The 24,247-nt window shown below is 37.3% G+C and carries 16 protein-coding genes; 7 read left to right on the top strand and 9 right to left on the bottom strand.

Annotation, left to right across the window (positions count from 1 at the left end; translation table 11 throughout):
• Nucleotides 1-59: 59 nt before the first annotated feature.
• On the bottom strand, nucleotides 60-536 hold the full coding sequence (gene ubiT / locus ACA100_RS00295) for a ubiquinone anaerobic biosynthesis accessory factor UbiT (protein WP_481078031.1): 477 nt from the start codon (nucleotides 534-536) through the stop codon (nucleotides 60-62).
• A 90-nt stretch (nucleotides 537-626) separates the two neighbouring features.
• On the opposite strand from ubiT, the gene ubiU reads away from it, so the two are divergent.
• Together ubiU and ACA100_RS00285 are read left to right on the top strand one after the other, a co-directional pair.
• Entirely contained in the window at nucleotides 627-1,625 is a 999-nt protein-coding gene (gene ubiU / locus ACA100_RS00290) for a ubiquinone anaerobic biosynthesis protein UbiU (protein ID WP_481078030.1), read from the top strand.
• A 17-nt stretch (nucleotides 1,626-1,642) separates the two neighbouring features.
• Entirely contained in the window at nucleotides 1,643-2,515 is an 873-nt protein-coding gene (locus tag ACA100_RS00285; protein WP_481078029.1) for a U32 family peptidase, read from the top strand.
• Between the two features lie 49 nt (nucleotides 2,516-2,564).
• On the opposite strand, the gene ACA100_RS00280 is transcribed toward ACA100_RS00285, so the two are convergent.
• A complete protein-coding gene (locus tag ACA100_RS00280; RefSeq protein WP_481078028.1) occupies nucleotides 2,565-3,119 on the bottom strand; it encodes a hypothetical protein in 555 nt (184 codons plus the stop codon).
• Between the two features lie 101 nt (nucleotides 3,120-3,220).
• Nucleotides 3,221-4,327 carry a saccharopine dehydrogenase family protein gene (locus ACA100_RS00275; protein ID WP_481078027.1) on the bottom strand — a complete coding sequence of 369 codons (1,107 nt, stop codon included), beginning with the start codon at nucleotides 4,325-4,327 and terminating at the stop codon, nucleotides 3,221-3,223.
• Between the two features lie 265 nt (nucleotides 4,328-4,592).
• Here ACA100_RS00275 and ACA100_RS00270 point away from each other — a divergent pair, with 265 nt between their 5' ends.
• Nucleotides 4,593-8,231 carry a pilus assembly protein gene (locus ACA100_RS00270; RefSeq protein ID WP_481078026.1) on the top strand — a complete coding sequence of 1,213 codons (3,639 nt, stop codon included), beginning with the start codon at nucleotides 4,593-4,595 and terminating at the stop codon, nucleotides 8,229-8,231.
• A 77-nt stretch (nucleotides 8,232-8,308) separates the two neighbouring features.
• Here the strand turns inward: ACA100_RS00270 and ACA100_RS00265 are convergent, their stop codons facing one another.
• Nucleotides 8,309-10,390 (bottom strand): TonB-dependent receptor domain-containing protein, encoded by a 2,082-nt coding sequence (locus tag ACA100_RS00265; RefSeq protein ID WP_481078025.1) that lies wholly within the window; start codon nucleotides 10,388-10,390, stop codon nucleotides 8,309-8,311.
• A gap of 316 nt (nucleotides 10,391-10,706) precedes the next feature.
• Entirely contained in the window at nucleotides 10,707-12,758 is a 2,052-nt protein-coding gene (locus tag ACA100_RS00260; RefSeq protein ID WP_481078024.1) for a TonB-dependent receptor domain-containing protein, read from the bottom strand.
• Nucleotides 12,759-13,163: 405 nt separating this feature from the next.
• On the opposite strand from ACA100_RS00260, the gene ACA100_RS00255 reads away from it, so the two are divergent.
• The gene (locus ACA100_RS00255; protein ID WP_481079134.1) at nucleotides 13,164-14,234 is read left to right on the top strand and encodes a zinc-dependent alcohol dehydrogenase family protein; all 1,071 of its coding nucleotides are present in this window, start codon (nucleotides 13,164-13,166) and stop codon (nucleotides 14,232-14,234) included.
• A gap of 127 nt (nucleotides 14,235-14,361) precedes the next feature.
• Here the strand turns inward: ACA100_RS00255 and alaS are convergent, their stop codons facing one another.
• The 3 genes from alaS to leuC are packed head-to-tail and all read right to left on the bottom strand — an operon-like array spanning nucleotide 14,362 to nucleotide 19,076.
• Nucleotides 14,362-16,968 carry an alanine--tRNA ligase gene (gene alaS / locus ACA100_RS00250; RefSeq protein ID WP_481078023.1) on the bottom strand — a complete coding sequence of 869 codons (2,607 nt, stop codon included), beginning with the start codon at nucleotides 16,966-16,968 and terminating at the stop codon, nucleotides 14,362-14,364.
• Nucleotides 16,969-16,996: 28 nt separating this feature from the next.
• Nucleotides 16,997-17,662 carry a 3-isopropylmalate dehydratase small subunit gene (gene leuD / locus ACA100_RS00245; protein WP_481078022.1) on the bottom strand — a complete coding sequence of 222 codons (666 nt, stop codon included), beginning with the start codon at nucleotides 17,660-17,662 and terminating at the stop codon, nucleotides 16,997-16,999.
• Between the two features lie 10 nt (nucleotides 17,663-17,672).
• Nucleotides 17,673-19,076, bottom strand: coding sequence for a 3-isopropylmalate dehydratase large subunit (gene leuC / locus ACA100_RS00240; RefSeq protein ID WP_481078021.1), 1,404 nt, complete (start codon nucleotides 19,074-19,076; stop codon nucleotides 17,673-17,675).
• Nucleotides 19,077-19,215: 139 nt separating this feature from the next.
• On the opposite strand from leuC, the gene proB reads away from it, so the two are divergent.
• The 3 genes from proB (at nucleotide 19,216) to ACA100_RS00225 (ending at nucleotide 23,829) form a co-directional block, all read left to right on the top strand.
• On the top strand, nucleotides 19,216-20,325 hold the full coding sequence (proB, locus tag ACA100_RS00235) for a glutamate 5-kinase (protein ID WP_481078020.1): 1,110 nt from the start codon (nucleotides 19,216-19,218) through the stop codon (nucleotides 20,323-20,325).
• Between the two features lie 70 nt (nucleotides 20,326-20,395).
• Nucleotides 20,396-23,113, top strand: coding sequence for a preprotein translocase subunit SecA (gene secA, locus ACA100_RS00230; protein ID WP_481078019.1), 2,718 nt, complete (start codon nucleotides 20,396-20,398; stop codon nucleotides 23,111-23,113).
• A 170-nt stretch (nucleotides 23,114-23,283) separates the two neighbouring features.
• The gene (locus ACA100_RS00225; RefSeq protein WP_481078018.1) at nucleotides 23,284-23,829 is read left to right on the top strand and encodes a hypothetical protein; all 546 of its coding nucleotides are present in this window, start codon (nucleotides 23,284-23,286) and stop codon (nucleotides 23,827-23,829) included.
• Between the two features lie 56 nt (nucleotides 23,830-23,885).
• Here ACA100_RS00225 and rpsT read toward each other — a convergent pair whose 3' ends face one another.
• Nucleotides 23,886-24,152, bottom strand: a complete 267-nt coding sequence (gene rpsT / locus ACA100_RS00220) for a 30S ribosomal protein S20 (protein ID WP_481078017.1) — start codon at nucleotides 24,150-24,152, stop codon at nucleotides 23,886-23,888.
• Between the last annotated feature and the right edge of the window lie 95 nt (nucleotides 24,153-24,247).

Below are 24,247 nucleotides of genomic sequence, written 5' to 3'. Positions count from 1 at the left end.
TCTCGCCCTATGGGCGAGATATTAATCTTCTAGTTATTCTTAGGCTTCTTTTTTATTATTTATAGCATGTTACTATAATTGATTAATGCTTTTTGCATGGGTTTGGGTAGTAGATCAAAGTCTAAACTATCCAACCAATTTTTAATTTCTAAAACTAATGCAGTATTGCCTTCAATGGTTAAAGCACGATTGAAGAATAATGTATCAGGATCTTCTTTTCTAGAGATTAATAAAACTAAAGGATTGAATGTGGATTTTAATATAACATCTGCTTTTTCAGAGGCATTCAATGCCACGAGTTTTTGGTCTCGCAATGTGATGGTGGTTGAATAATGAATATCTTCCACATGAATTTGAAAAGTTTTTTGATCTAAAAAATCCAACTCTCCTTCAGTAATAGCTTCTTTAAAGAAGTGATTCATTGCAAAGTTAATACATTGAACCTTTAATTGATTCGGCATTATTTTTAAATGATATTTGCATAATTTTGGCAAAACATTAGGTAAATGTTTTGAAACTTGAGCGGGTATTTGCATAACGACCTCAAAATTGATTCCAATCAAACCATTCATACTGTAAACAATCTATCGTAGTAGCGGTTTGATATTGATCATAAATGAGGCGTTATGGAACTATTATGCCCAGCGGGTAATTTGCCTGCTTTGAAAACCGCATTTGAAAATGGTGCGGATGCTGTTTACATTGGTTTGAAAGATGAAACGAATGCTCGCCATTTTCCTGGGTTAAATTTTACGGAAAAACGATTACAAGAAGCAGTGAAGACTACGCAAAGCTTTGGTAAAAAGCTCCATGTTGCCATTAATACTTTTGTGAATCCTGCCTCTTTTCATATTTGGAAAAGTGCCATTGATCGTTCTGTGGGCGAAGGTGTGGATGCATTGATATTGGCAGATATTGCTAATTTGGATTATGTTGCGAACAAACATCCTGATATGGAAGTACATTTGTCTGTACAAGCTTCTGCAACTAATCTTGAAGCTATCAAATTTTATCAGCGTGAATTCAATGTAAAACGCATAGTGATTCCAAGAGTTTTACCAATCCATCAAGTCAAAAAGCTTGCCCAAGAATCACCTGTGCCATTGGAAGTTTTTGCTTTTGGCGGATTATGCATCATGGCAGAGGGGCGCTGTTATTTATCCTCTTACACAACAGGAAAGTCACCTAATACAGCAGGAGCTTGTTCTCCAGCAGAATTTGTAGAGTGGAGAGAAATTGAAAATGGTGGCAAAGAAACTCGTTTGAATAATGTTTTGATTGATCGCTTTTCAGAATTTGAACATGCAGGATATCCAACTTTATGCAAAGGCCGATTCAACGTTGAAGATTCGCTTTATCATGTGATGGAAGAGCCTACGAGTTTAAATACGATTTCATTGATTCCTGATTTTTTCAAAATGGGCATTGCTTCAGTGAAGATAGAAGGGCGCCAACGAAGCCCAGCTTATGTTGCTAAAGTTGCAAAGACTTGGCGGGAAGCGATAGATTGCTATCAAAAATCCCCGAATGATTTTCAAGTTAAAGCACAATGGGATCAAGCATTGAATGAGATTTCAGAAGGCAAGCAAACAACATTGGGCGCTTATAATCGCCATTGGCAATAAAGAATGAGGAAAATAATATGAAATTATCTTTAGGCCCAATTCTGTATTGCTGGGCAAAATCTAGAGTTTATGATTTTTACGATACTATCAAAACAACTGATGTGGATACTGTATATCTCGGAGAAATGGTCTGTGCTAAGCGCCAAGAATTATTGCTCAATGATTGGCTAGAGATTGGTAAAGAGTTGCAAAAACATGGTAAAGAAGTTGTACTAACATCATTAGCATTAGTGGATAGTCCATCAAAATTATTAGATGTTAAAAAATCCGTGAATAATGGTGAATTTATCATTGAAGCCAATGATTTTTCTGCTATTAATTTATGTGTTGAACATCAATTACCTTTTGTGGTTGGGCATGCTTTGAATATTTATAATGCAGAAGCTTTGGCTGTGATGCTGCGAAATGGTATGCAGTGTTGGTGTTTTCCTGTGGAACTTTCACAGTCATGGTTGCAGGATATTCAGAAAAAATGTGACACTCAGGGAATATGGCAGCAATTTGAGAAAGAAATTTTAGCTTATGGTTATTTGCCTTTATCTTATTCTGCACGATGTTTTACTGCTCGGAATGTAGGAAGAGATAAAGCAGATTGTGAGATTGCTTGTATTCATGATCCATCAGGTAAAGCAGTATTCACACAAGATGATCAACGTATTTTTACGATGAATGGTATTCAGATGCAAAGTGGACAGTGTTATAACTTAATGAATGAATATTCAGCATTAGAATCGTTAGTCGATATTATTCGCTTGTCACCATTGGATGAACATATCATAGATGTCATTGAACAATATCGTGCGCGAATGGCGGCAAAGGATTATATACCACAAACATTAACGCATAATGAATGTTCTGGATTTTGGACAGGAGAAGCAGGGATGAAGTAAATCGCTACTGAATTTTATCATCGCTCCCTTAGGGAGCGATGTAGTTAATTTACCAGCTTTTAAAGTTAGTAAATTTAGTGCGTTTCGCAAAAAAGTCGATGCTGTCATCAAAAGATCGTTGAATTGCCATTTTAAATTCTAAAATAGTCGGTTCTTCTTTTGCAAGAAAACGTGTGTAGTCTGTTGAGAGTTTTGGTAAAGTATCTTGTGCCATCGGGTGCATTGTCGTGAAACCGCTCCAGACAATATCTTCATCAATACCAACTAAACGATTTAGTACTCTTTGATAGAACATCGCTGGCCCTAATCCTCGGATAAAAATAGTTCGGTTGGTGGAGTTTGGAACTAAATCTGTGGAGATAAGATTTGAAATATCATATACAGTCGATAAACGCAGTTCTTTGGTTAATAAATCAGAATAGTTAAAAAATTCATATTGAGCATTTTTGAGTTCTTTAATGATGAGTTCAGAACTGACTTTATATTGTTTTTGTGCCAAAACACCATAGGTTCGATAGATAGCAGTAAATTGTTTTTCTAAATTATCTTGTATGACTTTTAATCGGTCTTGATCACACATCGTTAAAATATTTTTAATTGCCATGATGTTACCTCTGATTATAATTTTGGTTTGAAGTATCTAATGAATATAGTAGCCTATTTCTAATTTTTAAATTAAATTGTTAAATATTATTTTGATTTTTATTAATTTTTGTCAGTAAATGTTTTTATATGAATATTTTGGAATGCTTCTAGGTATTCATCTAAAGTAATTAGGTTCATGCTAGAAAAAGCACCTCTTTGTATTATTTCTTGATTTGCTAGTTTTCGAGCAAGAATAATGGATGCGAAGCATGGAATATTCGGGCCTTCATTATCATAACCAATGATTTCCCAATTGATGCTTAAAGGTTTGTGATTATGATCAGATCCGTTAAGCTTAATCTGCATACCGCTTAATCCATCACCAAATCGTTCAAAGTATTGGGCGATTTTGTAAAAAGTATCTACATATTTGATGGGATGATTCATCAGTTGCCATCGTTTCAACCATGATACAGCCCATGAACTGATTTGAACTAAGCCAATACCAACGCCAGCTTTAAATGTGACTTGTTGAACAGTTGGGTAGTTTTTAGGAAACAGAGCTAAATCTGGTACATTGCAATTCGCAACCCAACGTTTATTAGGTAGATGATAAAACTGATGATGGGCTAAATTTTGTAAGCCGTAAACAGACTGCCATTGCTGATCTTTCCAAATTATAAATTTTTGACCACAATAGCTGAGCACAGCTGACAATGTACTAATGCCAGGCACCTTTTCTGAGGCACTTAATGTAATATCTATGCTTTTGAGATCAGAATATTCGGACATATAGTGATTCACAACGGCGCTGCTTAAGCTAGGTACAGTGCTTGCACCAGAACAGATAAAGAGGCTTTTTTCTTGGGCAATATTATTAAATTGCACAATGTTTTCAACAAACTCTCTAGAATCTGCCAAATCGATATAATGTATATTAGCTGCTATGGCCGCTTCGGCAATATGATAGGATTGATTTTGAAATGGCCCAATGGTTGAAATGACCAAGTGAATATTATGGCTATTGAATGTGGTCATTAAATTATCATGCATAGCATCTATTTGCATGTATTGGCAGTTCAGTGATTCAGCTAGCTTTTTAGCTTTTTGACCATCTCTACCTGCAATGGTTACAGATATATTAGGATCCTGACAGAGAGCTGTTGCTATCAATTGTCCAAAATTACCATAGCCTCCTAATATTAGAACATTGAATGTATTGTGCATTGTGATCCTATGTTATGTTTGAATATATGTATTCAGTATATAGAATTATTTTGCAATAGATAATGTTTAGAATTGTAATTTAATTAATTATTAATGTTAGTAAATGTATTTGATTTGTGTTTTTAATGTTTGATTTAGATCGAGGTTTTAATAATATTTATTCTGTATAATGTTTACCAATTAGTCGTTATGAGCATATCAATATGCTAACAACGATTTTCAGATAATAATAATGATGAATAGTATCAATAAGTTGGGGGCAGAAATGAAGCGCCATAATATATATCTACAATTAACTTTCCTTTTAGGAACATTAAGTGTGTTACCAACGGTGTATGCACAAACAACGGGTCCTTTTGTCCCCATAGCAGAACCTATTTTAAATACGCCACAACCCAAATCAAATATCCATATGGTGCTAGATGATTCAACTTCAATGAGGCATCCTGATGTTTATATGTTAGAGCACGCTTATGGGGAAGGTGATCCGGTATGCAAGGTCGATGATAGAGCTGTACGTTGGGGGAAAGAGTTAGAGAAGGAAGGAATGTATAATCCTTTTCCTTCAAGAAATACATATAAGCCTTGGAAGGATGATAATACTGATGAATTTGGTTTAATCGATGGAAAGTCAGAGCCACCACCATATAATCGCTGTTTAAAAGTTACAAGAGGGATCGCTTTATCTTATGTGGTGCAGGAAATTTTAAATCGCTATCGAGACAAAGCATATGTTGGTGCAAATGTTATTAATAAGTATCATAAGGTTGCTGGTGAAAACCACGGTCTAGTCACATTAGAATTGAAGGATTATGCTGGCTTATCAGAGGAAGAATTTAAGACAAAGCTGCAGCCGTTGTTGGATGCCGTAGAAGATCCTCATGGCAGCACGCCAACGGGTGAAGGATTGTATCATGCCATGAAAATCTTAAGGGGTGGGGCTATCCCTTTAGATGAAGGTAAGAATATAGTTGGCAAAAGACCAAACCAGCATTTTTCTTATTATCGTTATGACACACCATTAAAATATCGTTGTCAGGAGAGTCATATTGTCAATATGAGCGATGGCGCGAGTGGTGGCGAAACAATATACGGTGTTTTTACTGATGATTTTCCGTATTTAGGGGAGAGTAACATTCTGTCGCATAATACTCCTTATAATATCGGCGGCGTGAGCTTGTTACATCGAGCATACATTGCGAGTAATTTTTATGATATTGGGAGATTAGCGGCAGCGATAGATTTGCGTAATGCATCTAAGCCTATCTGGAATAATTCCACTTTACAATGGGATGAGAGTCGAGTGGATGATGCTGGTAAGCCATGGAATGATCCTATTTATTCTACAAAAATGCCCATTATTATGGATAGCATATCTTTATATGTAGATCCACAAGCTGCTAGATTTAAATATTTAGTAGGGCCAACGGGTGGAGCGAGTATTGGCTTTAAGCCTGGTAAAGATATTGAATACACGGCAGAAGATCTATTGGATGCTTTTGATACCGTATTCTCTAATATCATTCAAAGCTCTAGTAGCACTTTGGCTGTGAATGATAAAGTGTATGCGGATGTTTTACCTTACAAAGTTGAAATGAAGAATGGCCGCCTCTATCTGGATGGTGAGCGTACTGATATGAGCCAAGTGGGTGCGATTCGTTATAGTACCAAATATGGGTTTAATCAACGTTATGGCGTGATATCTGCTATGGTTCCATACGTTAAACAGGATGATCAAGGAAAGGCGACCGGTGAAATTGGCTTATATGAATTATGGAATACCAGTGATACGATTAAAAGAGGACAAGGCCGCTATATAACATTTTTAAATAAGGACCAAGGCTATTCTCATTATCCGGTGGGCACTAGAATATATCGCGTGCACTCTGGTAGGGCTATGAATTACTTTAAGGATACATATGAGAAAATGACGGGGTTGCGTAATAGTGCGTGGCACTACTATGTGCATTGGTTATACGAATTTACAAGGACTAGTTTTAGACCATACAGTTTGCGACCAAGAATGACACCTATTGGGAGTTTAACTAACTCAGATATTCGTTTAGCAAATAAAGATATCATTAACATTAATCTTGCGAAAGATAAAATGTCTCAAGGACTAAGAGAAGAGTTAGTGAGATGGTTGGAGTTTAAAGCAACATGGCAGCCTAAAAACTATATTATTGCTGGTGATAATGATGGTTTTATTAATTTTATTAATGCTCAGAGAGGTTTGAATTATGCTAACCGATACAAAGGCGGGCAGCTAGATACTTCATATTTTCCACAAATTTCTTATCGAAGAATTAAAGAGATTGCGGTAAGAAATCAAAAGCCTATTTTTATGTTTGATGGTAGAACTAACCTGATGGATGCAAAAGTTTACCAAGAAGGCCGCGGTAATTATTATGCAACGCTGGGCATGACTGGCATGGCAGGTGGTGGGAAAGGTATTGTTGGTTATCGTATTTTTGCTTCAGATGATACATCAGTTAATAACTGGGTATTTAATGAGCGTAAGCCTAGATTACCTGCCAGTTATAGCGATGCTATTGATAAAGTAACACCTATGTTTGAAATCACAAATGAAGGCAGTGCTGAGTATAGAACACCAGGTTTTGAAAACTTAGGTTACACCTATTCTGGATTTGAATATTTTAATCGTTTGATTGATGTGGATGGGCAAAAGCAGGGGCAAGCTGTCGCAGTATTTGGCAATGGTTTTGGTGGTGATAAGTCTACAATCTATTTTATTGATGCTTACACTGGTAAGAAATTGAATGAAATCATTCTTAATCCAAAAGGTGGTGGTGCTGCAACACCTGCAATTGTTGTAGAGGCCGATCCCATTACAGGCCAACGGTTGAAACGATTATATGTAGGAGACTATTCTGGTACATTATACCGAGTAGAATTTACTGATCGAGATTTTACAGATAATCATGGTATTAGAGTGACATCATTATTTAAGGCACCTGAAACCAATATTGGGCAGTCTGCAATTTCGACTCGTCCATTAGTTTTGAAAAATAAAGCGGGTCAGATGCAGGTGTTTTTTGGCACAGGTATTGCAGCTAATAAACAGCGCGATCGTGGTGATAATGCAGCTGTATTGCATGGTATTTATGGTATTACAGATAGAGACCTTTTTGGTAATGGTTCATCTGCAATGGCCTCGGATATGGACTTGCCTTACGTGGGGACATTATCTCCAAAATTATCTGTGAATAATTTAAAGCGAGGCGATGTAAAATATAGCCAAGGCACTCAGATTGATTATTTGCAAAAGGACCGCTATGACATTGATATTGAAACACCAGAAAGTACGAATCCTAATGAAACAGGACCGAATGGTAATGGTTGGTATGTCCGTTTAAGTGCTGATGGGATGAAAAGCGGTGAGCGTGTTATCCAAGATCCTAAATACGATGGGCTGACCAAAAATATCATTTTCTCTACATGGGGTGTTGTTGAAAGGGAAGATGTGAATGATTTAGACCTCCCTGATCCATGTTTGAAAGATACACCATTTGGTAAAATATTAGCCTTTAATATATCTACAGGTGGCGCAGGAAAAGGTGGAAATGGTACGGGAAGTAATGGAAAAATAGACAATGTTGGTTCTGTTGGTAAAATCCCAGGCGGTGTGACAGGTGATCTTATTGGCACTTCTCCAGAAGATAATTCCTCAACCACAATTGAAGATTTAGGTAAAAAACAGACAGAAAAAATTATTGAAATTGTTGGGAAGGATGACAGTTCTTTGTATAAAAATGAAGAGATACCTGCAGCAAAATGTGAGGGTGATACGGATGCTGAGGGTCATTGCATTATTATTGAGAACCGACAAGAAAAGACAGAAAGTTTATTCGAGCATAGAATAAGCATTCAACAGATTCTGTAATTGATTGGCTAAAAAACAAAACCCAGAATGAATTCAAAATTCTGGGTTTTTTTATGGTGACTATTTTGGATTAACCATTAGAAATCAATGTTAACACCAATCCAGTAACGTCGGCCATCTATCGTATGATCCAATGTTGTGTTTTTCACTTGCTTATTGGTAACGTTATAAATACCTGCATAGAAGCTAGTATTTTTATCTAATTTATATGATCCGCCTAAATCGAATGTTGTGTAACCAGGATAGCGATCACCAGGCCCACCTTTACGATTAATACTGATTTCTTTACCACGGTAATTCATTTTAGCCCATACATTAGCTTTAGGAATAAACTGCCAATCTGCATGAATATTTAACATGTGTTTGGGTGTTTGTGTAAAACTAGAACCTTTATATATACCTTTGGTAATTTCAGTTCTAATCCAAGTGTAATTACCAGACAATGTTAAATCTTCAATCGGCTTCCAACGTGCGGTTAGCTCTAAACCTTTGGATGTGGCGCGATCAGCATTGACTCGAGCTTGGATGAATCCGTAACCAAATCCATCAGGGCCAGGATAGCTATTGCCATCAATTCTTGGTAAAACATCGACGATCTGAATTTTATCTTTAAATTTTGTATAGAATGCGGTGATGGTTGCATCTAATGAGTCATCAGGTGCGAAGTTTAAAGATACTTCGTAGTTTAATGTTTTTTCAGGGTTGAGATCAGGGTTACCTATGATCATACCACGTCTGTAAGGATCGCCTTGATTTGCCCACCCCCCTGTTGCTTGCCCCCAATCAGCAGCTGTTTCTCTTAAGCTAGGTGCAGCATAACCAGAAGAAATGCCACCTTTTAATGTCCAAGCATCGTCAATATTCCAAACACCATAAATTCTTGGTGTGAAATTGCTACCATATTTATCATCGTGATCGTATCGAAGGCCAGCAGTTAGTGCAAAGTTATCTAATAGCCACCATTCATCTTCAATGAAGAGCGCAAATGTTTTATGAGTTAAATTATCAGGACCTGTTTTCACACGATTATCAGTTGCTTTTAATTTTTCTGTGCGATGTTGGCCACCAATTGTGATAGTGTGCATTCCTATTGGAATGATGACATTGCCATTGATATCTAGATTTTCAATACTGATGTCGCGGCGCTTACTATGCGTTTTTTCATGAGCGACAACGAAATCAGATGTAATACCATTCTCATATTCACCTAAATAGCGAATGGATTGATTGGTTCTTCTGTGTGTATCATCAAAGTTTTTTGCACGGGCAGATGGTGCGATGCTTTTGCCTACTGTTCCTTCTCCGCGCTGTGTATTGGTGCCTGCTTCTAACTCAAAAGTATGACCTTTGACTGGAACGAATGTTAATTTACCACCTAAGTTGTGTAATTTACGTTCTGAAGCACCCCCAATGATCTCATTGGCAGAGTTATAGTGGTAACGCCCTTCATCTTGATGCGAGTATTTACCATATAATTGTAATCCAAGACGCTCTTTAATTAATGGGCCATTCAAATAAAACTCAGCAGTTTGTGTGTTACCAGTATGAGACTGATCTTCCAATGTCGTTTCTAAACGGAGACTTCCACCCCAGCTGTCTGAAACTTTTTTTGTGATGATATTAATAACACCGCCCATTGCATCTGAACCATAACGTGATGACATTGGGCCGCGTACAACTTCAATTCGCTCAATCGCTGATAATGGTGGAATCCATCCTTGTTCAAAACCAGAGCTACCATTGGGGCGTGATTGTCGAGAGCTTTGTCTTTTACCATCCACCATAAATAACGTATATTTAGGATCCATACCGCGAATACTAATGTCTGTGTTTGAACCTTTACCTGAAACGTTAATGCCAGGAATATCTTTCAATGCATCCGCAACATCTCTAAATGGTGCTTCTTCCACTTCTTTTTTAGATACAACAGAGATGGATGCTGGTGCGCTTTTGACTTCTTGGCTAAAACCACCTGCAGTGACTACAACTTTAGATAGATCGATTGCAGATGTTTCGGGCGAGAAATTTTCTAATTCTTCAATAGTTTCAGGATTATTAATTTTATTAGTTTCTTCAGATAATGCGGAAGGAGATAGAAGTGCAAAGAGAGCGCAAGCTATTAAGCTATGTTTTAAAACATATTCGGTTGGATGGGGCATAATATTCCTTAAAAATGTTTAAAAGTAAATGAAACAATTTTGACTAGAATGATAATTATTATCAAATAATATAAATAGTCAATTGTATTGTTTTTACAAATGAAAATATTTTTATTTCTGATTATTGTTTGATTTTAAAAAAGTATTTAAAATCAAATAGTAAAATGATTTTTTATAATTATTTAAGGTTCATGATGGCTGTGTGTTTGTGTAATAATTCATCATATTTCAGTATTTATCTTAATGATAAATATAAAAAAAGAGCTCTAAGTGTAGAGCTCTTGTAAAGTATGGGTTATGTTCAATTTCAATGTGTTTAGAAATCTACACTAACTCCAATCCAGTAACGGCGACCATCTAAACGCTTACCATAGTTATCACTATCAATGCGTTTATCTGTTAAGTTATAAATACCACCGTAAACATTAACATCTTTTTCAAATTGATAAGACATGCCTAAATCCACGATAGTATAGCCATCATATTGTTTATTTAGTGGTCCGCCACGTACAGTGGAAACTTTTTCCTTACCATAATAGTTAACTTTTGCCCACACATTGGCTTTAGGCGTGAATTGCCAATCCGTTTTGATATTGAATAAATGTTCAGGTACACGATTTAAAGGTGTACCTTTTTTCTTACCAGTTGTGATTTTTGTTTTAGTATAAGTATAGCTACCAGTTACAGTTACAGTTTCAATCGGTTGCCATTTAGATGCTAACTCGAAACCATATAGTTTTGAATTCTCAACATTCATACGTTCATCAATGTACCAGAAGTGGTCGCCATTGTAGACGCACTCTGCATCAGTACCACCTTGATAGCCAACAATATTACAGATTCGATCAGTTTCAATTTTATCTTTGAATTTTGTATAGAATGCTGTTGCATTGATATCAAATGATTCATTGGGTGTGAATGATGTAGAAATTTCAAAGTTTGTGGATTTTTCAGGTTTTAACTGAGAGTTTCCTAGGATTACACCATCTAAACTAGGATGTATTCCACCACCACTGATTTGTCCCCAGCCATCTGTTGATTGACGTAAACCAGGCGCTGAGTAGCCTTTAGAAATACCACCTTTGAGTGTCCAAGCATCATCAATATTCCACACGGCATATAATCTAGGTGTTAATTCACCGCCATAATTTTCATCATGGTCATAACGGATACCACCTGTTAAAGCAAAATTATCTGTGATCCACCATTCATCTTCAATAAAGAATGAATATGCCCAACGATCAATTTTATTCAAATCAGGATTAATTTGGTTACCAGTATCTGATAGACGCTCTTTACGATATTGAGCACCAACAGTCACAGTATGAGTGTTGATAGGAATAATGACATTGCCCGTTACATCAAAGTTCTTAACAATCATATTACGAGAATAGTTGTTATTTTTTTCATGTGAGAAGATAAGATCGCTTGTAATCCCATTATCAAATTCACCTAAATATCTTAAAGATACATTATCTCTTTTATATTTATTATCTGAACTTTTACGTGTTGCTGATTTGCCTGCATTACTGAATCGCTTTTGGAAGCCTTTGCCATACTCAAGTTCAAAGGTTTGGCCTTTAACTGGCACAAAAGCCAATTTACCGCCAAAATTTTGTAAACGTTGTTCTGGGAATCCACCTTTGATTTTATCTTCTTCACGGTTAGAGTGTTTGCCATATAATTGTAAACCCAATGTTTCGGCAATTAATGGACCTGTTAAATAAAATTCTGTGGTATTGGCGTTGCCTCTGTCTGAATCTTCATTCAATGTAAAATCTGTACGAATGTTTCCGCCCCATTTATCTGAGACTTTTTTAGTGATGATGTTAATGACGCCGCCCATTGCATCTGAACCATAACGAGAAGAAATTGGACCACGGACAACTTCGATGCGTTCAATCGCTGCTAATGGTGGAATCCAGCCTTGTTCGATACCAGCACCATCACTATTAGGGCGAGTTTCGCGAGAGCTTTGGCGTTTACCATCCACCATCATCAATGTGTATTTTGGTGCCATGCCACGGATACTTATGTCTTGGCTAGCGCCTCCGCCTGTTACAGCAACACCTGGGATATCTTTCAATGCATCAGTGACATCACGAAATGGTGCATTATCTAATTCAGCTTTAGAGATTACGGAGATCGAAGCAGGCGCACTTTTTACTTCTTGGCTAAAACCACCAGCAGTCACCACAACTTTAGATAAATCGATTGCAGAAGTTTCAGGAGAGAAGTTATCTAATTCTTCAATAGTTTCATTGGCATTAACCTTTTCTTCTTGAGCAAAGGAAATGGGTGATAATAATGTTACAACAGCACAAGCCAAGACGCTTTGTCTGAAGAATTGAGTGTTTGAATGTTGCATGATCTTCCTTGGTTAAAATTAAGCTAAAATTATGTAATGGTTTACAATCACAATTAATAATTATTATTAATTACAAATAATAGTCAAATATGGTTTTTTCTTATATGTTAATAATGTTTTATAGTTTTTCTTGATGTTTATGATTAATTTTATTTACTATCAGAGTATAAGGTATAAATTCAATATCTTTTTTCTGTATAAAAATACTTCAGAGATGTGCAAAAAATATTCTATTTTGTCAGATTTTTGTAAATGAACTTGGTTGGCAAATGAGACTTAATGTTGTTAATCATTGTTTGAATCAAAGTATTTTATTCGTTATGATGTTCGAGCCTTGATTCATTCAAGTTGCTTACTCTATAACTATATAACTCTATTTAAGGAGGATTAGTGATGCAAAAAACAATGAAAGCAATGGTCTATTATGGCGCGGATGATTTGCGTTTTGAAGATCGCCCAGTACCACAAATTTTAGAACCAACAGATGCAATTATAAAATTAACAGCGACAACAATCTGCGGTACAGACCTTGGCATTATGAAAGGGAAGAACCCAGAAATTGAATCGACAGCCAAAGAAAAAACAGGCAGTTTTAATGGCCGTATTTTAGGGCACGAAGGCGTTGGCATTGTTGAAGAAGTGGGCAGCGCGGTTAAGAATTTCAAAAAAGGTGATAAAGTTATCATCTCTTGCGTGAGTCGTTGTGGTACTTGTGAAAATTGCCAAAAACAATTGAATGCTCACTGTATGGATGGTGGTGGTTGGATCATGGGATACATGATTGATGGCACGCAAGCTGAATATGTTCGTACGCCATTTGCAGATACATCTTTGTATCATTTGCCAAATAATCTTGCTGAAGATGTTGCTGTATTACTGTCAGATGCGTTGCCAACATCCCATGAAATCGGTGTTCAATATGGTGATGTTCAGCCAGGTGATACAGTTGCGATTGTTGGTGCAGGCCCAATTGGGATGGCAGCATTATTAACAGCACAATTATATTCTCCAAGTGAATTGATTGTTGTGGATATGGATGACAATCGCCTGCAAATGGCTTTAGAAATGGGCGCAACAAAAATCATTAACTCAGCTAGAGAAGAACCAATTGCAAGCATTTTGAAAATGACAAATGGCCGTGGCGTAGATTGTGCAATTGAGGCTGTGGGCATTCCGCAAACATGGGATGTGTGCCAACATATAGTGAAAGAGGGCGGTAATATTGCAAATGTTGGTGTGCATGGTCAAGCAGTGAGTTTTGCTTTAGAAAAACTGTGGATTAAGAATTTAAAAATTACTACAGGCTTAGTGAATGCTAATACAACGGATATGCTCTTAAAAACGTGTTGTTCTGGTAAATTGCCATTAGATAAGATGATCACGCATCACTTTAAATTTGGTGAGCTTGAGCATGCTTATAAAGTATTCAAGAATGCAGCAGATGAAAATGCCATGAAGGTGATTATTAATTGCTAATTGGCATTGAGATATTATTTCAGGTAAAAAAAGCGGGAATGAATCCCGCTTTTTGTTATTTAAAATTAGTAAACCTAAAAATAAACATCTACATTGCTCCCGTAGGGAGCAATGCTAAATATAATTTTTAGATTTTATCTTGAATCCAAGCTTTCGCAGTATCCAATGCTTCTTGAACTTTAGAACCATCTTGTCCGCCAGCTGTTGCTGAATCAGGGCGACCACCACCTTTACCGCCAACGATTGCAGCTGCAATATTGACAAAGTCACCTGCTTTTACTTTTGCTGTTAAAGATTTTTCAATTGCAGCAACCAGTGTTGCTTTGCCATCTACAGCAGAACCTAGTAACACAATACCTTGTGATTGATCGCGCAATTTATCAGCCAATTCACGTAATAATTTGGTTTCAACTTCAGGTACAAGTGCAACGATCACTTTAGAGCCATTGATCTCTTGTGCTTGAGCCAGTAACTCATCACTTGCTGCCAATGCTAATTTTGATTTCGTTTGTTGTAATGCTTTTTCTGATGCTTTTAAATCATTTAATGTTTGATGTGCTTTAATCAATAATTGTTCAGGAGTTGATTTCAATGCTTCAGATAGTTCAACGATTAAACGTACATTACTTTGAACCATTGATAATGCATGTAAACCTGTCACAGCTTCAATACGGCGAACGCCAGAAGCAATACCTGTTTCCTGAATGATTCTGAATTGGCCAATATCGCCAGTACGAGCAACGTGAGTACCACCACATAGCTCTAATGAATCGCCCATTTCAACCACACGAACTTCATCACCATATTTTTCACCAAATAATGCCATGGCACCTTTTGCTTTCGCATCATCAATTGGCATTGTCTCGATCGCTACAGGATTATTAGCAATGATTGCTTTGTTCACATGTAGTTCGATCTCTTGCAATACTTCCAAAGGAATTGGTGCATTGTGAGAGAAATCAAAGCGCAAACGGTTATAAGTTACCAATGAACCTTTTTGTTCAATGTGGCCGCCTAAGATTTCTTGCAATGCTTTGTGTAATAAGTGAGTTGCAGAGTGATTTTTACGAATATCATCACGATATTGTTCATCAATTTTTGCATGCACTTGGTTGGCTTTTTTGAAAGAACCCTTAGAAACATGACCGAAATGAAGAATTGCATCGCCTTGTTTTTTCGTATCTTCAACGATGAATAAGTTATCACCCATTGAAATAGAACCATGATCTCCCACTTGGCCACCAGATTCAGCGTAGAAAGGAGTGCGTTCTAAAACAATGATACCTTTATCGCCTTCATTTAATGCATTCACTAATTCGCCATCTTTAGCCAATTCTAAGATGATTGTGTCTAAATGGTTTTCTGTGTAGCCAACAAACTCAACTGGTTGAGCTAAATCAACGGCAACAGTTTTTTCTGCACTGAATTGATTCGCAGCACGAGCACGAGCACGTTGTTCTTCCATACATGCTTCAAAGCCAGCCATATCAAGCTCTAAACCTTGTTCACGTGCAATGTCATTCGTTAAGTCAACAGGGAAGCCGTATGTATCGTACAATTTGAAAACTGTTTCACCAGAGATCGTTTTTGCACCATTCAATGCTTTGATATCTGCTTCTAACAATTTCAATCCATGTTCTAATGTTTCAGCAAAGCGAACTTCTTCTTGTCTAATGGCATCTTGAATGTGAGCTTTTTTCTCGATCAATTCAGGATAAGCATCACCCATTACATCAGCCAATGTCGCGACCAATGTATTAAAGAAAATATCTTTTTGACCCAATTTGTAACCATGGCGAACTGCACGGCGAATAATACGGCGCAATACATAACCACGGCCTTCGTTAGATGGTAAAACGCCATCTGCAATCAAGAAAGATACTGAACGAATATGATCACTGATGACTTTCAATGAGTTGTTTGTTAAATCAGTAGTGTTTGTTGCTTGAGCAGCAGCTTTAATTAATGTTTGGAAAATATCAATTTCATAGTTGCCATGAACGCCTTGTAAAACAGCTGCTAAACGCTCCAAACCCATTCCTGTATCTACAGATGGTTTTGGTAATGGGTGTAAAACACCAGCTTCATCACGATTAAACTGCATGAAAACCAAGTTCCATACTTCAATATAACGATCACCATCTTCTTCAGGAGATCCTGGAGGGCCGCCCCAGATTTGATCACCATGATCGTAGAAGATTTCAGAACAAGGACCACAAGGACCTGTATCGCCCATTTGCCAAAAGTTATCAGAGCTACCATCATCTTTCACACCTAAACGAATGATGCGTTCTTCAGGTACGCCGATGACATCACGCCAAATATTAAAAGCTTCATCATCTGTATGGAATACAGTCACTGTTAACTTTTCAGCAGGGAACATATAAACAGTTGTTAATAATTCCCAAGCAAATTCGATGGCTTCTTTTTTGAAATAATCGCCAAAGCTGAAGTTCCCCAACATTTCAAAGAAAGTGTGGTGACGCGCTGTGAAACCGACATTTTCTAAGTCATTGTGTTTACCGCCAGCACGCACACAACGCTGTGATGATGTGGCTCGTACATAGTTGCGCTTTTCCAACCCTAAGAATAAGTCTTTGAATTGATTCATACCTGCGTTTGTGAATAAAAGCGTCGGATCATTGTGAGGAACGAGCGAGCTCGAAGAAACTTCTGTATGTCCTTTTGAGATGAAGAAGTCTAAAAATTTACGGCGTATTTCTGTAGTTTTCATAAAGTCTAAAAATTGTTAAATAAAAATATTATAGGGAATGATCCATAAAAACCCATGGCGTTTTCTGTTTCATTCGCGCTTCATAAGCTTTAATATCATCAGTATGTTGAAGGGTTAAGCCGATATCATCAAATCCATTGAGTAAGCAATATTTGCGGAAGTCATCTACGTTAAAATCAAATGGTTTATGTAGTGCTTCATCGTTCAGTTTGCAAAGTACTTGCTGTTCAGGCAGATCGATTTCGATTTCCAATCCTTCATGTTGATTGATTAACTGTATAATTGTATCAACATCTTCGGCAGAAAGCACAATTGGTAATACACCATTTTTAAAACAGTTATTAAAGAAGATATCTGAATAGCTTGGTGCGATCACTGATCTAAAACCATAATCATCTAAAGCCCACACAGCATGTTCACGAGATGAGCCGCAACCAAAATTTTCACGCGCTACCAAAATAGATGCATTTTTGAATCGTGGCTGATTCAATGAAAATTCTTTATTGAGTGGGCGCTTAGAATTATCCATGCCTGGTTCGCCAACATCTGTATATCGCCATTCATCGAATAAATTAACGCCAAAGCCAGAACGTTGGATGGATTTTAGGAATTGTTTTGGAATGATCGCATCGGTGTCGATATTTGGGCGATCAATCGCAACAGCAATGCCTTGATGTGTTGTGAATTTTTTCATTATGATCTCCTTAAATCAATGTGCGAACATCAACAAAATGGCCAGCAATTGCAGCTGCTGCTGCCATTGCAGGGCTCACTAAATGCGTACGGCCACCAGCGCCTTGACGGCCTTCAAAATTACGGTTAGATGTCGAAGCACAATGTTCACCAGCATTTAAGCGATCATTATTCATGGCTAAGCACATAGAGCAACCTGGTTCGCGCCATTCAAAGCCAGCTTCTAAGAAAATCTTATCTAAACCTTCTTTCTCTGCTTGTTCTTTCACTATGCCAGAGCCTGGCACAATCATTGCTTGTAAAATGTTATTGGCAACTTTTTTACCTTTAGCGATGAAAGCAGCTTCACGTAAATCTTCAATGCGTGAGTTTGTACAAGAACCAATAAAAATTTTCGTTAAAGGAATCGCTGATAATGGAAGATTTGGTTGTAAATCCATATATGCTAATGCTTTTTCCATTCCTGTACGTTTGACAGGATCAGTTTCTTTTGTTGGGTCTGGAATCATTTCATCAATGCCGATCACCATTTCAGGGCTTGTACCCCAGCTCACTTGTGGCTTGATGTCTTCAGCATTCAATGTGATCACTTTATCAAAATGAGCACCTTCATCCGAATGTAATGTATTCCAATAAGCAACGGCTTGATTCCACATTTCACCTTTTGGTGATAATGGACGATCTTTCACAAATTCTAATGTTGTGTTATCAACACCAACCATACCAACGCGCGCACCAGCTTCGATTGCCATGTTACAAATTGTCATGCGACCTTCCATCGATAATGCACGAATTGCACTGCCTGAGAATTCAATTGCGTAACCTGTGCCACCTGCTGTACCAATCTCACGAATGATCGCAAGCACGATATCTTTAGCAGTAACACCTTTGGGTAGATCACCATCCACAATGATATTCATTGCTTTAGATTTCTTTTGTACTAAACAACATGTTGCCATAACATGCTCAACTTCGCTTGTGCCAATACCAAATGCTAATGCACCAAATGCGCCGTGAGTTGCTGTATGTGAATCACCACAAACTACGGTCATGCCAGGTAATGTTGCGCCTTGTTCAGGGCCAACGACATGTACGATACCACGGCGAATATCACCAACAGGGAAGTAAGTTACACCAGCTGCGCGTGCGTTTTGATCTAAAGTATCAACTTGCAAGCGAGAGATTGGATCTTCAATCGTCGTAAAGCCAGGTGTTGTTGGTGTATTGTGATCAGGTGTTGCAATGATGGAGTTTTTACGCCAGAGCTCACGATTAGCCAGTCGAAGTCCTTCAAAAGCCTGTGGGCTTGTGACTTCATGAATGATATGTCTATCAATGTATAACAATGCAGTGCCATCTTCTTCGGTACGCACAACGTGGGCTTCCCACAATTTATCGTAAAGCGTTTTGGCCATTTTAAAACCACCTCTTAATTAAACATCCTAAAATGGAAACAAGGTAAGGTAAGTTTGCTATGATAATCCCCTGCAACAAACCTTAATTTATTTTATGCAAATTAATTTTGCTTGAACTTGACATCATAATATGAATTGTATGGAAAAAGAAACTCTTTGGGTAATTAAAATCGGCAGTGCAATGATCACGAATGGTGGCATTGGTATTGATTATTCTTTATTGGATGATTACGCTGCGCAAATCGCAAATTTACAATCGAAAGGTTATAAGATTGTTGTTGTTTCATCTGGTGCTGTCGCTGCAGGTATGAAACGATTGGGTTGGAGTGAGCGACCCAAAGAATTAAGTGAGCTTCAGGCGGCAGCGGCAGTAGGGCAGGCAAAGTTAGTGGAAGCTTGGCAAACGGCATTACAAAAATATCGTTTAACAGCCGCACAAGTTTTGTTAACCCATGATGATGCTCTCGAGAGGACGCGCTATTTAAACATCCGTGCAACTCTCAATGCTTTGATTAATCACAATGTGATTCCTGTCATTAATGAGAATGATACCGTTTCTTATGATGAAGTTTGTATTGGTGATAACGATACGTTAGGTGCTTTGGTTGCAAACTTAATCGAAGCCGATACTTATATTATTTTGACGGATCAAAAAGGTTTGTATAACAAAGATCCTCGTAAAAATAGTGATGCGCAATTATTGAGCAAAGTTAAAGCGATGGATCCATCATTATTGGATATGGCAAGCCCTGAAGGGGGAAATCTCGGTAAGGGCGGTATGTATACTAAAGTGAAAGCCGCACAGAAGGCTGCAACCTCAGGCACAGAAACATACATTGTTTATGGCAAATCTGAAGATGGTTTACTAAAAGTGGCTGCAAGAGAAGAGATTGGCACGCAGTTTGAGCCAGAACACACAACAATGGCTGCTAAAAAACGCTGGATACTCAACCAAGCACATGTATTTGGTAAGGTTGTCGTAGATGAGGGCGCTGAAAATGCATTATTAGTGCATAAAAAGAGTTTGTTACCAATTGGTGTGATCGATGTCAAAGGTTCTTTCCAACGTGGTGATATTATCTCGTGTGTGAACGTGAAAGGTGAAGAGCTTGGCCGAGGATTATGTAATTATAATTCTGAAGAAGTGAAGTTGCTCTTGAAAACGGCATCGAATGACATCATTAATAAACTGGGTTATGTGATTTCAGAAGAGCTCATTCATAGAAACAACTGGGTATCACATCAATAAGTTCTTTTTGACGTTAAAATACGTTAAAATACGCTGTTAATTTATATTTTTACTATATAGAAGGAATGCCATGTTTGGTGCGATTGCAAAAAAGATTTTTGGAACTCGAAATGACCGATTGGTCAAAGATGCTTTCAAAATCGTTAAACAAATTAATGCATTAGAACCTACGATGCAAGCAATGTCTGACGAAGAACTACAACAACAGACACTCAAATTTCGTGAACGTATCCAAGAAGGTACTTCTTTAAATAAATTGTTACCAGAAGCATTTGCAACTGTACGTGAAGCGAGTATCCGTGTTTTGGGTATGCGCCATTATGATGTTCAGATGATTGGTGGTATTACACTTCATCAAGGTCGTATTGCTGAAATGCGTACAGGTGAAGGTAAAACATTAGTGGCAACATTAGCTGTTTATTTGAATGCTTTAGAAGGTAAAGGCGTTCATGTTGTAACAGTGAATGATTACTTAGCAAAACGTGACGCAACAGATATGGGGCGATTGTATCAATGGTTAGGTTTAACAGTTGGTGTGATCGTATCTGAACAAGGTCCTGACGAGAAAAAAGCGGCTTACAATTGTGATATCACGTATTGTACAAATAACGAAATTGGTTTCGACTATTTGCGTGACAATATGAGTTTTAGCCCTGAGCAAAAAGTACAACGCCCTTTAAATTTTGCTGTCATCGATGAAGTTGACTCAATCTTAATCGATGAAGCAAGAACGCCGTTGATCATTTCAGGTCCTGCGGAAGGTACTGCAGAGCTTTATCAAGCGATTAATTTAGTTGTGCCACATTTAGTGAAAGCTGATGAAAATGGTGACAATGATTTCACGATCAATGAAAAAGATCGCCAAGTATTGTTGACCGAAGTTGGTCATGAGCATGCAGAAGATTTATTGGTTCAAGCGGGTTTGTTGAAAGAAGGCGAAAGCTTATATGATGCAAACAACTTGAAGCTTTATCATCATTTAGATAGCTGTTTACGTGCACATCACTTGTTCCGTAAGGATGTGGACTATTTGATCAAATCTGGTGAAATTGTGATTGTCGATGAGCATACAGGTCGTACATTATCAGGTCGTCGTTGGTCAGATGGTTTGCATCAAGCAATTGAAGCTAAAGAAGGCGTACAAATTAAGCCTGAAAATCAGACATTGGCATCCATTACATTCCAGAATTTATTCAGAATCTATAAAAAATTATCTGGTATGACAGGTACAGCAGATACTGAAGCACCTGAATTATTGGAGATTTATAGTTTAGAAGTTGTCGTAATTCCTACGAATAAGCCAATTCAGCGTAAAGATTATGGTGATTTGATTTTCTTAACGCAGAGAGAGAAATACGAAGCAATCATTAAAGATATCGTACATTGCCGTGAAGTAGGTCAGCCTGTATTAGTAGGTACTGCATCTGTTGAAGTTTCTGAATTGATTTCTCAGATGTTGGATGATCGTCAAATTCCGCATGAAGTTTTGAATGCTAAGCAGCATGAGAGAGAAGCTTATATCATTGGTGCAGCTGGGCAGCCTGGTGCTGTGACAATTGCAACTAATATGGCGGGTCGTGGTACGGATATCGTATTGGGCGGTAACTTCTCAATGGAAATGGATAGTCATCCTGATGCGACAGAAGCAGAAAAATCTGCTTTGAAATCAGAATGGCAAAAACGCCACGATGCAGTATTGGAGCAAGGTGGTTTGCATATTATTGGTACAGAGCGTCATGAATCGCGCCGTGTTGATAATCAGTTGCGTGGCCGTTCTGGTCGTCAAGGTGATGTTGGTTCCTCTCGTTTTTATCTGTCATTAGAAGATAGCTTGATGCGCATTTTTACGTCGCCATCTGCATACAATATGATGAAAAAATTGGGCATGGGCGATGGTTTGCCGCTAGAACATAAATGGATCAGTCGTTCGATTGAGAATGCTCAGCGTAAAGTAGAAGGTCATCACTTTGAAATGCGTAAGAATTTGTTGCAATACGATAATGTTGCCAATGATCAGCGTAAAGTGATTTATCAACAGCGTGATGATATCTTGGCTGCAACTGATGTTGGTCCAGCGATCGATGCGATTCGTGAAACTGTATTCCGTGATTTGGTTGCAAAACATATTCCGCCACAATCATTCCCAGAGCAGTGGGATATGGAAGGTTTGGAAGAGAAATTATCTCGTGATTTCATGATGAATGTGAAATTAGAGGATTGGCTGGAAGAGAATCAGGAATTAGATGATCAGCAAGTTATTGATCGTTTAATTGAGATGAATAAGCAAGCATATCATGCTAAACAATTTGTTAAATTACCAGATTCTGATGAAGAGATGTCCATTGTTGATCAAGATAACTTTAAAGCATTTGAAAAGAATATCTTGCTTCAATTATTGGATCATAATTGGAAAGATCACTTGGCGGCAATGGATTATTTACGTCAAGGAATTCAGTTGCGTGCTTATGCTCAAAAACGCCCAGAGCAAGAGTATAAAAAAGAAGCATTCAGCATGTTTGAACAAATGTTGGATCGCATCTATTACGATACGATTGTTTATTTAAGTCGTTTGAAAATTGAATTGCCAACTGCTGAAGAGCAAGCTGTCAATTTATTGCCAGAAGAGAGCAATGAGTCGGATGCAAGCGAGTTATTAATCAAGCGTACATTCAGTGATGCGGGTGAGCTCACTAATCAAGAAATTGATTACTCATCTGTGGGACGTAATGATGATTGTCCTTGTGGTTCAGGTAAAAAATTCAAGCATTGTCATGGGAAATTAAATTAATTAATTGTAAATATTATATTAATGGAGAGCTCTACTTTGGTAGAGCTTTTTTTATGCCTAGTGATCTTTAAATATTATGTGTTATAATTAATGATAATTTACGTTTATTTATGTATATATTTATTGTTTTATTAAGATAATAAATTTGGATCAATACAGGAGATGATAGCATGCCGTTATCACCAAATTTTTTAGTTATTTCACATGATAATAGCTTTACTAAATTAGTAGAGCATTTTAATGCTGCATCAGAGGGTTTATCACATCGTATTGTGGATATTAATGTTGCTACTATTCGATTGCTGCCAAAGCAGATGAATGAATTATTGAACGATTTAAACTTTGAATTTTATAATTTTTCTAAGGAGTTCAAAAATTATCAGGGATTATCGACGCTTTATTATTTATCTATGATTTTTGGACGTCAGTTTATAAAAAATGGTGAAAGAGTAACCAGAGTTAAAGGTTTTGCTCATGCTTTGTTGTATCAACAAATTTTAAAGCATTTATTGGGGATTAATGAAGAATTAGTATTGGTGAATACGCATCAGGTGAGTTCCAATTATCAACGTTATGTAGAAGAGGTCGCAGCTAGTTTATTAGAAGCATTGAAACCAACGGATGAGAGAGGGATTGCACAAATTAAGGATTTTAGAGAATCTATTGAGCACATATTAGTATTTTTGAAAAAACGCAGCAAAATTGTATTGAAATGATATAAATCTGAGATGTAAAAAAAGCCCTGAAAAGGGCTTTTTTTGAAACTTTAGAATTAAGCAGCGATTGCTTTAATTCTTGCGTTCAAACGGCTTACCAAACGAGCAGCTGTTTTCTTATGAAACAAGCCTTTGTTTGCAGCGCGGTCTAAAACGCCTTGTGCTTTTTTCAAAGCTTCGTTAGCGCCTTCTACGTTATTTTCTTGAATTGCTTTCAATACTTTCTTAACGTATGTACGAGTCATTGAACGGTATGAAGCGTTAGCTAAACGGTTTTTTTCCGCTTGGCGTACGCGTTTTCTTGCTTGAGCTGAGTTTGCCAAAGGTATTCTCCAAATATAACCAATAGTTTAAACAATATAAGACGCAACATTATCTTGCTTTTTAGTATAAAAGTCAATCATCCCAGTATGAAATA

The organism is Wohlfahrtiimonas sp. XWW7, from assembly GCF_056716055.1.
This window is presented reverse-complemented; position numbering and strand designations above follow the sequence as displayed.